This window comes from Geodermatophilus maliterrae (assembly GCF_041018925.1).
GTDB classification, from domain to species: domain Bacteria; phylum Actinomycetota; class Actinomycetes; order Mycobacteriales; family Geodermatophilaceae; genus Geodermatophilus; species Geodermatophilus maliterrae.
The window spans coordinates 1-13,040 of the sequence record NZ_JBFNXQ010000127.1 but is presented as its reverse complement, the minus strand read 5'-3'; the positions used below and the strand labels follow the sequence as shown (position 1 = coordinate 13,040).

The 13,040-nt window shown below is 75.2% G+C and carries 11 protein-coding genes; 1 reads left to right on the top strand and 10 read right to left on the bottom strand.

Annotated elements, in window-relative coordinates; translation table 11 throughout:
• From ABQ292_RS24000 to ABQ292_RS23955, 10 genes are all read right to left on the bottom strand, one after another.
• A partial coding sequence (locus ABQ292_RS24000; protein WP_369210228.1) for a DEAD/DEAH box helicase occupies positions 1 to 1,282 on the bottom strand: 1,282 nt, incomplete at its 3' end.
• A gap of 223 nt (positions 1,283 to 1,505) precedes the next feature.
• A complete protein-coding gene (locus ABQ292_RS23995; RefSeq protein ID WP_369210227.1) occupies positions 1,506 to 2,588 on the bottom strand; it encodes an adenosine deaminase in 1,083 nt (360 codons plus the stop codon).
• Positions 2,589 to 2,678: 90 nt separating this feature from the next.
• Positions 2,679 to 3,482 (bottom strand): ABC transporter permease, encoded by an 804-nt coding sequence (locus ABQ292_RS23990; protein WP_369210226.1) that lies wholly within the window; start codon positions 3,480 to 3,482, stop codon positions 2,679 to 2,681.
• A complete protein-coding gene (locus tag ABQ292_RS23985; protein WP_369210225.1) occupies positions 3,479 to 4,384 on the bottom strand; it encodes an ABC transporter ATP-binding protein in 906 nt (301 codons plus the stop codon). Before ABQ292_RS23985 ends, ABQ292_RS23990 begins: the two co-directional genes overlap by 4 nt.
• Before the next feature lie 112 nt (positions 4,385 to 4,496).
• A complete protein-coding gene (locus tag ABQ292_RS23980) occupies positions 4,497 to 5,768 on the bottom strand; it encodes a thymidine phosphorylase (RefSeq protein ID WP_369210224.1) in 1,272 nt (423 codons plus the stop codon).
• Entirely contained in the window at positions 5,768 to 6,205 is a 438-nt protein-coding gene (locus ABQ292_RS23975) for a cytidine deaminase (RefSeq protein WP_369210223.1), read from the bottom strand. The genes ABQ292_RS23980 and ABQ292_RS23975 overlap by 1 nt, the downstream gene beginning before the upstream one ends.
• Positions 6,206 to 7,492: an ABC transporter permease gene (locus ABQ292_RS23970; protein WP_369210222.1), complete on the bottom strand. Its 1,287-nt coding sequence runs from the start codon at positions 7,490 to 7,492 to the stop codon at positions 6,206 to 6,208.
• Between the two features lie 55 nt (positions 7,493 to 7,547).
• Positions 7,548 to 8,783, bottom strand: a complete 1,236-nt coding sequence (locus ABQ292_RS23965) for an ABC transporter permease (RefSeq protein ID WP_369210221.1) — start codon at positions 8,781 to 8,783, stop codon at positions 7,548 to 7,550.
• Positions 8,780 to 10,408, bottom strand: a complete 1,629-nt coding sequence (locus ABQ292_RS23960; RefSeq protein ID WP_369210220.1) for an ABC transporter ATP-binding protein — start codon at positions 10,406 to 10,408, stop codon at positions 8,780 to 8,782. The genes ABQ292_RS23965 and ABQ292_RS23960 overlap by 4 nt, the downstream gene beginning before the upstream one ends.
• A gap of 251 nt (positions 10,409 to 10,659) precedes the next feature.
• Entirely contained in the window at positions 10,660 to 11,721 is a 1,062-nt protein-coding gene (locus ABQ292_RS23955; protein ID WP_369210219.1) for a BMP family lipoprotein, read from the bottom strand.
• Positions 11,722 to 11,987: 266 nt separating this feature from the next.
• Between ABQ292_RS23955 and ABQ292_RS23950 the strand changes: the two genes are divergently transcribed.
• Positions 11,988 to 13,040: D-alanyl-D-alanine carboxypeptidase family protein (locus ABQ292_RS23950; protein WP_369210218.1), on the top strand; the 1,053-nt coding region annotated here is incomplete at its 3' end.

Genomic DNA, 13,040 nt, shown 5'->3' with positions numbered 1-13,040 from the left:
GCCGCTCGACCGGCTCCACCGGCACGCCGGTGGCGACGAGCTCGGCGATCGGGGCGTCGCCGGGGCGGACGCGGCTGACCGCGGGGTCGACCTTGGCCTGGCGGAACCGCCGCTTGGCCTGGCCGACCTGGTCGGGCAGCAGCAGCGAGACCACGACACCACCGGCGCCGGCCCGGGCGGTGCGGCCCGAGCGGTGCAGGTAGGTCTTGTGGTCGGCCGGCGGGTCGTAGTGCAGCACCAGCGAGACGTCGTCGACGTGGATGCCGCGGGCGGCGACGTCGGTGGCGACCAGCACCGGGCTGCGCGCGTCGGTGAACGCCTCCAGCGCGCGGCGACGCGCCGACTGCGGGAGCCCGCCGTGGATGGCCTCGGCCTTGATGCCGACCGCCTGCAGGTTCTCGGTCAGCCGGTCGACGCCGAGCTGGGTGCGGGCGAAGACGAGCGTCCGGCCCGGCCGGGCGGCGAGCTCCTGGGTGAGCGGCACCTTGTCGCGGAAGGCGACGCTGTAGGCCAGGTGCTCGGCCGGCGGGGCCTCGCCGCCGGGGCGCACGACCTCGTGCCGGGCGGGGTCGGTCAGGTAGCGGCGGACCAGCGTGTCGACCTCACCGTCCAGCGTGGCCGAGAACAGCAGCCGCTGGGCGTCGGTGCGGGTCTGGTCGAGCAGCTCCTGCACGACGGGCAGGAAGCCGAGGTCGGACATGAAGTCGGCCTCGTCGATGACGGTCACCTCGACCTCGTCGAGGGCGGCCTCGCCCTGGGCGATGAGGTCCTGCAGCCGCCCCGGGGTGGCGATGAGGACGTCGACGCCGCGGCGCAGCTGCTGGATCTGGCGGTACATCGAGGCGCCGCCGTAGACGGTGGCCAGCTGCACGCCGACGGCCTGCCCGAGGGGGGCGAGGGCGTCGTGCACCTGCTGGGCCAGCTCGCGGGTGGGCACGAGCACGAGCCCGCGCGGGGAGCGGCGGCCGCGGCGGGGGTCGGCGCCCAGGCGGGCGAGCAGCGGCAGGCCGAAGGCCAGCGTCTTGCCCGAGCCGGTGGCGGCCTTGCCCAGCACGTCGCGCCCGGCGAGGGCGTCGGGGAGGGCGGAGGTCTGGATGGCGAACGGGCGGCGGATGTCCCGCCGCTCGAGGGCGGTCACCAGCTGCTGGGGCAGGCCCAGCGTGGCGAAGGTGGGACCGGTCGGCTCGGCGGCCGGCTCGAAGACGTTCTCGGCGGCGTTCTCGAGGTCGTTCGGGATGTCGATCTGGGTGTCGACGACGTCGACGGGGTCGAACGAGGACATGCGGGTGTGGGACTCCGATACGGCTCGGGCGCGTCCCGTGGTGGTGCGCGGGCGCCGTCGTCGGCGTCCTCACTGGCGATCGCGGGCGTCCGGGGACGCGGCGGATCTGCACGGATGCGCTCATGCCCGGACGGACCGTCCGGGAGGATGACCGGCGAGTGCCGGTACCTCAAAGGTAGCAGCGGTGATCAGCCGGGGATTCCGGCGAGCGCGGTGGCCGTGGTCACCGCGGCCGGCGCAGGGCCGCGAACCCCGGCCGGACCACCTCGGTGAGCAGCCGCGTCCGCTCGTCCTCGTCGGCGAACGCCGCGGCCAGTGCGCGCTCGGTCACCGTCTGCACGTCGTCCCAGCCCCAGCCGCAGGTGGCGGCGACGGCGGCCAGCTCGCTGGTCACCGAGACGTCGCTCATCAGCCGGTTGTCGGTGTTGATGGTGACCGCGAAGCCCAGGCGGTGCAGTCGGCCGACCGGGTGGGCGGCCAGGGACGGGTAGGCACCGGTCTGCACGTTCGACGACGGCGCGGCCTCCAGCGGCACCTGCTCGTCGAGGACCCGCTGCGCCAGCGGGCCGAGCGGGCCGTCGTCCGGCACCTCGTCGGCGATCCGCACGCCGTGTCCCAGCCGCTCCGCGCGGGCGCCGTCCAGGGCCGCGCGGATGCTGTCGACGCCGGCCGCCTCCCCGGCGTGGACGGTGCGGTGCGCCCCGGCCCGGTCGAGCAGCGCGACGGCCTCCGGGAGCCGGTCGGGCGGGAAGCCGATCTCGGGTCCGGCCAGGTCGAAGCCGACGACGCCGGCGTCCCGGTACCGGACGACGAGCCCCGCGACCTCCTCCCAGCGGTCGGCCTGCCGCATGGCGCACAGCAACGCGCCGACGGTGATCGGCGTCCCCGCCTCGGCGGCCTCGGCGCTGCCCGCCGCGAAGCCGTCGAGGATGGCCTCGACCGCCTCCTCGATGGGTGTGCCGCCCGCGGTCAGCAGCTCCGGGGCCATCCGCACCTCGGCGTACACGACACCGTCGGCGGCGAGGTCGAGCGCGCACTCCCGGGCCACCCGGCGCACCGCCTCGGGCCGCTGCATGACGCCCACCGTGTGCGCGAACGTCTCCAGGTAGCGCACGAGCGAGCCCGAGTCGGCGGCCCGCCGGAACCAGCGGCCCAGCTCTCCGGCGTCGCCGGCGGGGAGGTCGCGGTAACCGGCCTCCTCGGCGAGCTCGAGCACCGTCTGCGGCCGCAGCCCGCCGTCGAGGTGGTCGTGCAGCAGGACCTTGGGGGCGCGGCGGATTGAGTCGGCGTCGAGCGGTGCGGGCACCGGGACATTGTCGTCCTACCGGACCAGCGGGCCCGGAAGGGCTCCGTGGTCGCGGCGCGGGGCCGGAGGCCTCCGGCCACCTCCCCGACCTCAGCCCTCCCGGTCCTGCCAGCGGAAGGTCAGCACGCAGAGCACGAGGCCGGCGAGGCACCAGGCGCCGAGCACCAGCGCCACCCGGCCGAGCTCCCACGACCCGGCCGGCTCCTGCGCGGCCAGCGCGTCGGGCAGGAACACCGACCGCAGGCCCTGCGCCAGCCACTTCACGGGGAACACCGACGCGACGTCCTGCAGCCAGCCCGGCACCCGGTCGAAGGGCAGGAAGACGCCGGAGACGAACTCGAGCACCAGCGCGATCGGGGTCACCGTGGCCGACGCCGACCGGCCGTTGCGGGCCAGCGTGGAGACGGCGATGCCGAGCAACGTGCACGCCGCGGCGCCCAGCACCGCCACCCAGGCGAAGGTCAGCCAGTCCGCGCCCGAGGGCAGGTCGATCCCGTACACGAGGACGCCGACGGCCAGCAGCAGCACGATGGTCGCCAGCGCCACGGCGAGGACCTGCACGACCTTGCCGGCGAAGTAGGCGCTGGCCGGCATCGGCGTGCCGCGCAGGCTCTTGAGCGTGCCGTCCGAGCGCTCGCCGGCGATGTGGATCGCCATGTTCTGCAGGCTCGCGCCGACGATCCCCGCGGTGACCACCCCGGCCATGAAGTACTGCGGGAAGTCGACGCCCGGGCCCAGGTCGTAGTCGAGCGCCGCGCCCAGGGCCAGCAGCAGGATCACCGGGAAGGCGAGGGTGAACACCACCGACTCGCGCTGGCGGAAGAACTCCTTGAGCTCCACCCGCGCACGGGTGCCGTAGACGCGGGCCAGCGAGGGCAGCGCGGGGGTGGTCACGACCGGTCCCCGATCATCTTCAGGTAGACGTCCTCGAGCGTGGGCCGGGCGACCGCCAGGTCGGGCACCTCGCCGGGGAAGCGGGTGGCGAGGTCGCGGACGAACGCCGTCGGCGTCGTCGTCTCGGCCCGGCGCCGGACGCCGTCCTCGGTCCAGCTGACGACGGCGGGTGCCGAGCCGCGCCCGCCCAGCGCCGTGGGGACGGCGACCTCGGCCAGTCGCCCGTGCGCCAGGACGCCGACCCGGTCGGCCAGCGTCTCGGCCTCGTCGAGGTAGTGCGTGGTGAGCAGCATCGTGGTGCCGAGGTCGCGCAGCGAGCGGATCAGCGCCCAGAACTGCCGCCGCGCCTCGGGGTCGAAGCCGGTCGTGGGCTCGTCGAGGAACAGCAGCCGCGGCCGGCCGACGATGCCGAGCGCCACGTCGAGACGGCGCCGCTGCCCGCCGGACAGCGTGCGCCCGCGGGCCCCCGCCTTCTCGGTGAGCCCGACCAGCTCCAGCACCTCCGCCGGGTCGCGGGGGTCGGCGTAGTACGACGCCCGGGCCGCCAGCAGCTCGCGCACCGACAGCTGGCTGTCCCCCGCGCCCGACTGCAGCACGATGCCGAGCTCGGCCTTCCAGCGGCGCCCGCCCCGGGCCGGGTCGACGCCGAGCACCCGCACCTCGCCGCCGTCCCGCTCGCGGTGTCCCTCGAGCACCTCGACCGTCGTCGTCTTGCCGGCGCCGTTCGGCCCGAGCAGCGCGAAGATCTCCCCGCGGCGGATGTCGAGGTCCAGCCCGTCCACGGCGGTGCGATCGCCGTAGCGCTTCACCAGGCCGCGGACGGAGATGGCGGCGTCCGGGTCCAGCGGGTCGCCGGGCTGCGGCCGGCTGTCGCCCACCACGGGCGCGGACGTACGGGTCACGGGAGAACAGTCTCCACCGTCGGAGCAGGCGTCCGGTGCCCCCCTCCGCGGCGGCCCTCCTGCAGGGGCCCGCCGCGAGCCTGCGAGCGGTGGGGGGCAGGAGGGCCCTTCATCACGCCGTGATGCGGTCCAGCAGCAGCGGCAGCGGCTCCTCGCCGGTGTCGACGCCGACCGCGCCCTCCAGCGCCTCCAACGCCCGCGGGATGCGGGCAGCGTCGTCGGTGTGCAGCTCCAGCAGCGGCTGCCCGGCGACCACCTGCTCCCCCACCGCGGCGGTCCACGTGACGCCCGCGGCGGCCGAGACCGGGTCCTCCTTGCGCGCCCGCCCCGCACCGAGCCGCCAGGCGGCCACGCCGAGGGCGTAGGCGTCGAGGCGGGTGAGCGTGCCCGTGGCCGGGGCGGTCACCACGTGCCGCTCGGCCGGCTGCGGCAGCGGCGCGTCGGGGTCGCCGCCCTGGGCGGTGACCATCCGCCGCCACACGTCCATGGCGCGACCGTCGCGGAGGGCCTCGGCCGGGTCGACGTCGCCGCGACCCACGCCGGCCAGCATCTCCCGGGCCAGCGCGAGGGTCAGCTCGACGACGTCGGCCGGGCCACCGCCGGCGAGCACCTCCACCGACTCGGTCACCTCGACGGCGTTGCCCGCGGCGCGGCCCAGCGGCCGGTCCATGGCGGTCACCAGCGCCACCGTGTGCACGCCGGCCGCCTCGCCGAGGCCGACCATCGTGCGGGCCAGCTCGCGCGAGGCCTCGGGGTCCTTCATGAACGCGCCGGACCCGGTCTTGACGTCGAGCACCAGCGCGTCGGCACCCTCGGCGATCTTCTTGCTCATGATCGAGCTGGCGATCAGCGGGATCGACTCGACGGTGCCGGTGACGTCGCGCAGCGCGTAGAGCTTCTTGTCCGCCGGCGCCAGGTCGTTGCCGGCCGCGCAGATGACCGCGCCCACCTCGCGCAGCTGCGCCAGGTAGGCCTCCTCGTGCACGTCGGCCCGCCAGCCCGGGATCGCCTCGAGCTTGTCCAGCGTGCCGCCGGTGTGGCCCAGCCCGCGCCCGGACAGCTGCGGCACCGCCACCCCGCACGCGGCGACCAGCGGCGCCAGCGGCAGGGTGGTCTTGTCGCCGACGCCGCCGGTGGAGTGCTTGTCGGCGGTCGGCCGGCCCAGCGACGAGAGGTCCTTGCGCTCGCCGGAGTCGATCATCGCCTGCGTCCAGACGGCGAGCTCGTCGCGCGCCATGCCGCGGAAGAAGACCGCCATGAGCAGCGCGCTGACCTGCTCGTCGGGCACCACACCGCGGGTGTAGGCGTCGATGACCCAGCGGATCTGGTCGGCCGAGAGCTGCCCGCCGTCCCGCTTGGTGCGGATGACGTCGATCGCGTCCATCAGGCGTCCCGCTCCGCGGCCGCGACCAGGTCGTCGGGGCCGAACGCGTCCGGCAGCACCGTGCGCATCGGCACGATCCCCAGCGAGACGGTCTCGATGAGCATGTCGGCGCCGCCGTGCTCCCACAGCAGCTGCCGGCAACGCCCGCACGGCATGAGCGGCTGCCCGTCCCCGCCGACGCAGGCCACCGCCACCAGCCGGCCGCCGCCGGTGCGGGCCAGGTCGCTGACCATCCCGCACTCGGCGCACAGGCCCAGCCCGTAGCTGGCGTTCTCGACGTTGCAGCCGGTGACCACCCGGCCGTCGTCGACCAGCCCGGCCACGCCCACGGGGAAGCGCGAGTAGGGCGCGTAGGCGTGCGTCATGGCCTCCCGGGCCGCCGTCCGCAGCGCGTCCCAGTCGACCGCGCCGTCCCCGCCCGCCGACCCCTCGGCCACCTAGTGCTCCCCTCGTCGGTACACGAGCCCGTTGGCCTTGGGCATGCGCAGGCGCTGGGAGGCCAGCGACAGCACCAGCAGCGTGGTCAGGTGCGGCGTGAACGACACCAGGCCGGGCGGCAGCTCGTCGACGGTGAGGAAGCCGATCAGCGAGGCCGCCGCCACCACCGCCGCGATGCCGGCCGGCACCAGCCGGCCGCGCACCGCCTGCACCACCGCGATGGCCGCGAGCAGCAGTGCCACCAGCAGGAAGAGCGCGACGACGGCGGAGCGGCTGCGCAGCTGGAGGGCGTCGGTGAAGCCGAACAGGGCGGCGCCCGAGGCCAGCCCGCCGGGCCGCCAGTTGCCGAAGATCAGCGCCGCGAGGCCGATGAAGCCGCGGCCGTTGACCTGCCCCTCGCGGTAGATCCCGGCGATGAACACGAGGAAGACGCCCCCGAGTCCGGCCAGCGCCCCGGAGACGACCACGGCGATGTACTTGAGCCGGTAGACCGGCACACCGAGCGAGTCGGCGGCGGCCGGGTTCTCGCCGCACGAGCGCAGCCGCAGGCCGAACGCCGTCCGCCACAGCAGCAGGTACGTGGCCGGCACCAGCAGCACGGCGATGAGGGTCAGCAGGCCGACGCCGCTGGTCAGGCCGCGCAGGATGCCGGCGAGGTCGCTGACGAGGAACCAGTGCCGGCTCTCCAGCGACCCGAGCAGGTCTGGCCCGGAGGAGACCACCGGGACGGAGAACGTCGGCGGGTTGCCCTGCACCGGCGGGGACTGCGTGACGCCACCACCGGCCGGGTTGTCGGTGTAGAGCAGCTCGGAGAGGAACCGCACGACGCCACCGGCGAGGATGTTGATCGCCACCCCGGAGACGACGTGGTCCACGCCGAAGGTCACCGTGGCCAGCGCGTGGAGCAGCCCGCCGACCGCGCCGAACACCAGCCCGCCGACGACGGCGGCGCCCCAGCCCCACTGGTAGCCGGCGAACCCGGCACCCCAGGTGCCGAGCACCATCATCCCGTCGAGGCCGATGTTGACCACGCCCGCGCGCTCGGCGAACAGGCCGCCGAGCGCGGCCAGGCCGATCGGCACCGCGAGCAGCAGCGCCGCGGCGATGGTCGAGGAGCCGGTCAGCGCCTCCTGGCCGCTGATGACGCGCACCACCGAGAACAGCAGCACGATGCCCAGCAGCAGCCAGGTCAGCCGCCGGGCCCGGCCACCGCCGGTCAGCAGGTCGGTCAGCGGGCCGCGGCTGGGCGGGGTCCCGGTTCCGGGAGGGGTCGTGACGGTGCTCATGCCGGGGCCCCCGCGGGAGCGGAGAGCGCCGGTGGAGCGCTGTCGGAGGGTGCGTTCATGCCCCGGTCCCCTGCCGCTCGTCGCTGCGTTGTCCGGCACCCGCCGTCGGGCTGACGCCGGCGCCGGTGCCCGTGCCGCCGCCGGCCCCGCCGGCGGTCTGCCCGGGCCCGGCGCTGCCGTCACCGGCGACCGCGGTGGCCGGCGCGGATCCGCGCTCGGCCGACCGGAGGGCGACCCGGCGGGCGACCTCGTTGGCGACGACGACGGCGAGCACGATCGTGCCCTGGATGATCGTCACGACCGAGGCCGGGAAGTCCTGGATCTGCAGCGGCACCAGGGACCGGTCGAGGAACGCGAACAGCAGCGCGCCGAACGCGATCCCGATCGGCCTGTTCCGCCCCAGCAGGGCCACCGCGATGCCGAGGAAGCCCAGCCCGGAGGTGAAGTCGGTGGTGTAGGCGTGCGTGGAGCCGAGCAGGTCCGGCATGCCGACCAGCCCGGCCACCGCGCCCGAGAGCAGCATCGTCTTGACGACCATGCCGCGGGCGTCGACGCCGCTGGCGCTGGCCGCCGACGGCGACAGGCCCGCCGCCCGCAGGTCGAAGCCGAAGCGGGTGCGGTTCAGCAGCACCGCGATGACGACGCCGACGACGAGCGCCACGAGCAGGAACCCGTAGAGCTGCCGCGGCGGGTTCGCCAGGCCCAGGACGCCGAGGACGCCGTTGAGGGCGGGCATCCAGCCGGACTCGGGGATCTCGGCGGTGCTGATGATCGACGCACCCTCGGGGCTGCCCCGCAGCGGCCCGGTGAGCAGGTACGACGCGATGCCCAGCGCGATGACGTTGAGCATGATCGAGCTGATGACCTCGCTGACGCCGCGGGTCACCTTGAGCACGGCGACGATGCCGGCCCAGATCGACGCGACGGCCATCGCCACGACCACGATGAACAGCACGTGCAGCGGGCCCGGCAGCGTGACCGCGGCCCCGAGGCCGGCGGCGACGATGGTCGCCAGCCGGTACTGGCCCTCGACGCCGATGTTGAACAGGCCCATGCGGAAGGCGATCGCCACGGCCAGGCCGGCGAGGAACAGCGGCACCGCCCGGTTGAGGACCACCACGATCGCGGTCACCTGCTGGCTCGGGGTGTCGCCGAAGTCGACCATCACGGCGAACACCCGCAGCGGGTCCACCTGCAGGGCGGCCATGACCGCCGAGGAGATGACCACCGCGACGACGACGGCGAGGACCGGCGCCAGCAGCGCGAGGCCGACCCGGCGGAGGACGGTCACGCCGCACCCGCCGTGGTCCGCGCCCCGGTCATGTACCCGCCGAGCTCCTCGGGCGTGACCGAGGAGGGGTCGAGGGTGGCCACCAGCCGGCCGCGCAGCATCACGTGCAGCGTGTCCGACAGGCCGATGAGCTCGTCGAGGTCGGCCGAGACCAGCAGGATCCCCATCCCCTCCGCGCGGGCGTCCTCGAGCAGCCGCCAGATGGCGCCCTGGGCGCCGACGTCGACCCCGCGGGTCGGGTGCGCCGCCAGCAGCAGCCGCGGCCGCGCGCTCATCTCCCGGCCGACGATGAGCTTCTGCTGGTTGCCGCCGGACAGCGCGACGGCCAGCGTGTCCGGGCCGGGGGCACGGACGTCGTACTCGCGCATGATCCGCTCGGTGTCGGTGCGGGCGGCGCGGCGGTCGATGAAGGGCCCCTTGACCGCCGGCGGGCGGGTCTGGTGACCCAGGATCCGGTTCTCCCAGAGCGGCGCGTCGAGCAGCATGCCCTGTCGGTGCCGGTCCTCCGGGATGAAGCCCAGGCCGGCCTCGCGGCGGGCCCGGGTGCTCCACGCGGTGATGTCGTCGTCACCGAGGAGCACCGTGCCGGCGGCCAGCGGGCGCAGCCCCATGACGGCGTCGACGAGCTCGGCCTGGCCGTTGCCCTCGACGCCGGCGATGCCGACCACCTCGCCCTCGCGGACGGTCAGGCTCACCTCGTCGACCGGCGGGCGGCCGGTGGGCGCGGCCACCGTGAGCTCCCGCAGCTGCAGCACGGGCGCCTCGCGCACCGTGGAGGTGCGGACCTGCGGCGAGGGCAGCTCGGTGCCCACCATGAGCTCGGCGAGCTGGCGCACGGTCGTCGTCCTGGGGTCGGCGGTGCCGACGGTGGTGCCGCGGCGGATCACGGTGATCGAGTCGGCCACCCGGCGGACCTCGTCGAGCTTGTGCGAGATGAACAGGACCGTCAGGCCCTCGCGCTTGAGCTCGGCGAGGTTGCCGAACAGCTCGTCGACCTCCTGCGGCACGAGGACGGCGGTCGGCTCGTCGAGGATGAGGATGCGGGCGTCGCGGTAGAGCACCTTGGCGATCTCGACCCGCTGCCGGTCGCCGACGCCCAGGTCCTCCACGAGGGCGTCGGGACGCAGGCCCAGGCCGTAGCGCTCGGAGATCTCGGTGATCCGCCGGCGGGCCTCGGCCCGGTCCAGCCGGCCGCCGCGCGTGGGCTCGCTGCCCAGCACGACGTTCTCCAGGACGGTGAAGTTGTCGGCCAGCATGAAGTGCTGGTGCACCATGCCGATCCCCGCGGCGATCGCGTCGGCCGGGCTGCGGAAGGACACCTCGCGCCCGTGCACCAGGATCTGGCCCTCGTCGGGGCGGTGCTCGCCGTAGAGGGTCTTCATCAGCGTCGACTTGCCGGCCCCGTTCTCGCCCACGATCGCGTGCACCTCGCCGCGGCGGACCCGCAGCTCGATGTCGCGGTTGGCGACCACGCCGGGGAAGCGCTTGGTGATGCCGCGCAGCTCGACGGCCAGGGGCTCGGCCCCGCCGTCCGGGCCGCCGCTCCGGGTGCCGGCGCCCGCGCCGGGGCCGGGTGGCGCACCGCCGGCCGGGGTGCCTGGTGTGGCCATACCTGGTGTGGGCATGGTGGGCCCTTCCCTGTCCTCGCGGCTCGCGGGTGCGCGGGCTCGCGTTCCACTCTGCTGCACCGGCGCCGCGGGATCGACCGCGCCACCGGGCCGTGCGGCGTCCCGGACCGCAGGACGCCCGTCGGCATCCTGCACGACGGCGGGGTCGCCGGCGCGCCCCCTCACGACGGCGGGCCCGGGGGACGGTTGCTCCCCCGGGCCCGCCGTGTGCACGGACCTCGATCTGCCGGCCGTGGGGCCGGCGGCGGTCACGGGGTCGTCGGGACCTCGATCTCTCCGTCGACGATCTGCTGGCGGTACTGGTCGATCTGGTCCTGGATGTCGTCGATCTGCCCACCCGAGGTGGACAGGCCGACGCCGTCGGCCTCCAGGTCGTAGACGATGTCCGAGCCGCCCTCGACGCTGCCGTCGACGTAGGAGTCGATGAAGGCCGAGACCGCGGTGTCGACCCGCTTGAGCATCGACGTCATGATCACGGCCTGCAGCGCCGGGTCGTCGACGGTCTGGAACTGGTCGGAGTCGACGCCGATGGCCCGGCCGCCGGCCGCCGCGGCCGCCTGGAAGACGCCCAGGCCCGAGCCGCCCGCCGCGTGGTAGACGATGTCCGCGCCGCCCTCGTACATGCCCTGGGCGACCAGCAGGCCGCGGTCGGGGGCGTTGAAGCCGGAGAAGTCACCGGCCGGCGAGATGTACTGCCGGTCGATGGTGATCTGCGGGTTGACCGCCTGCGCGCCGGCGACGTAGCCGGCCTCGAACTTCTGGATCAGCGGGGACTCGACGCCGCCGACGAAGCCGACGTGGCCGGTCTCGGACTTCAGCGCCGCGGCGACACCGGCGAGGAACGAGCCCTCCTCCTCGGCGAAGAGCAGTCCGGTGAGGTTGTCGGCGCCGACCTCCTCCGCGGAGGAGTCGATGATCGCGAACTGCGTGTCGGGGTACTGCTCGACCACGTCGCCGATCACCTCGCCGTAGGCGAAGCCGACCGCGATGATCGGGTTGAAGCCCTCGTCGGCCAGCTGCGTCAGCAGGTCGGCGCGGTTGGAGCCGTCGGCGTTGGGGCTGAGGTCCCGGAAGTCGCCACCGTTCTCCTCGACGGCGGCCTCCAGGCCGGCGACCGCCGCGTCGTTGAACGAGCGGTCACCGCGGCCACCGGTGTCGAAGGCCAGACCGATGCGCAGCTCACCGCTGGCGCCCTCCCCACCGCCGCTGCCGCCGCTCTCGCCGCCGGTCTCGTCGCTGGCACAGGCGGCCAGGGCCATGCTGCCGGCCAGCAGCATGGCCGCGACCTTCATCTTCCGCGCTCGGCGCAAGACGCACTCCTCTCTGGGGGGAGCCACCCGCGCCAACGGTGGGGGTGCCTCCCGTGGGGTCCTGGTCCGTCTCGTCCGGGTGCGACCCGGCACGGCCGGGCGCCGGACGCGACGACTCGGGCACGCTAACCGCGGACGGCGGCCGCGCCGCCACCCGGGCGACGGACCGAGATGGGATCGTTGCGAAGCGACACCCGGTCGTGGCCGGGCCGTGGTCTGCCGCCCCGCACGACCGGGCCGGCTCCCGTCCCGTTAGCGTCCGGCCCGTGGGGCGAGGACCGGGGGCGCGGCGGCCGGTGCGGGCGCTGCTGGGCGCGCTGGTGCTCGCCGTCGGGCTCGGGACCGCCTCCCCCGCCGCGGCCGCGCCGTCGACCGCTCCGGGCAGCGAGGCGCCCCGCCCCACGGCCGACCCCGCCGCGCCCACGCCGACCGCCCCGCTGCCCGGCGGGCCACCGCAGGGCTCCGCTCCCGGTGGTGTAACCGTCGGTGGTGAGGGGCTGGACACCCGCGGCACGGCCGTCGTCGACGGCGCCCCTCCCCTGCCCGACGGCGTCGCGGCGGCCGGCTGGCTGGTCGCCGACGCCGGCACCGGGGACGTCCTGGCCGCCCGCGACCCGCACGGCCGCTACTACCCGGCCAGCACGCTCAAGACGCTGACGCTGCTCACGCTGGTCCACCGGCTGGACCCGGGACTGGTGGTCGAGGGCACGGTCGAGGACGAGTCGGTGGAGGGCAGCCGCGTCGGCATGGTCGCCGGTGGGCGCTACTCCGTGGCGCTGCTGTTCCAGGCCCTGGTGATGCAGTCGGGCAACGACGCGGCCAACGCGCTGGCCCGCGTGGCGGGCGGCACGGCAGCGACGGTGCGGGCGATGAACGCGCGGGCACTGGAGCTCGGCGCCTTCGACACGGTGGCCGGGACGCCGTCGGGACTCGACGTCGCCGGGCAGTCGTCCTCGCCCTACGACCTGGCGCTGGTCTTCCGGGAGCTGGTCGCCGACCCGGTCACCGCCGCGGTCCTCACGACGACCAGGGCACAGGTCCCGGGCGTCGAGGGGCGCTCGGCCGGCTTCGAGATCCAGAACAAGAACCCGCTGGCCGGGTACCCGGGTGGGCTGGGTGGCAAGACCGGCTTCACCGACGCCGCACGGCACACCTTCGTCACCGCCGCCGAGCGCGAGGGGCGGCGGCTGGTGGTCAGCGTGATGGGCACCGAGAACCGGCCGCTGCCCGCCGCCGACCAGGCCGCGCTGCTGCTGGACTGGGGCTTCGCCGTGCCCGCCGCGCTCGGCGGGGTCGGCAGGCTGGTGCGCTCGGCGGCC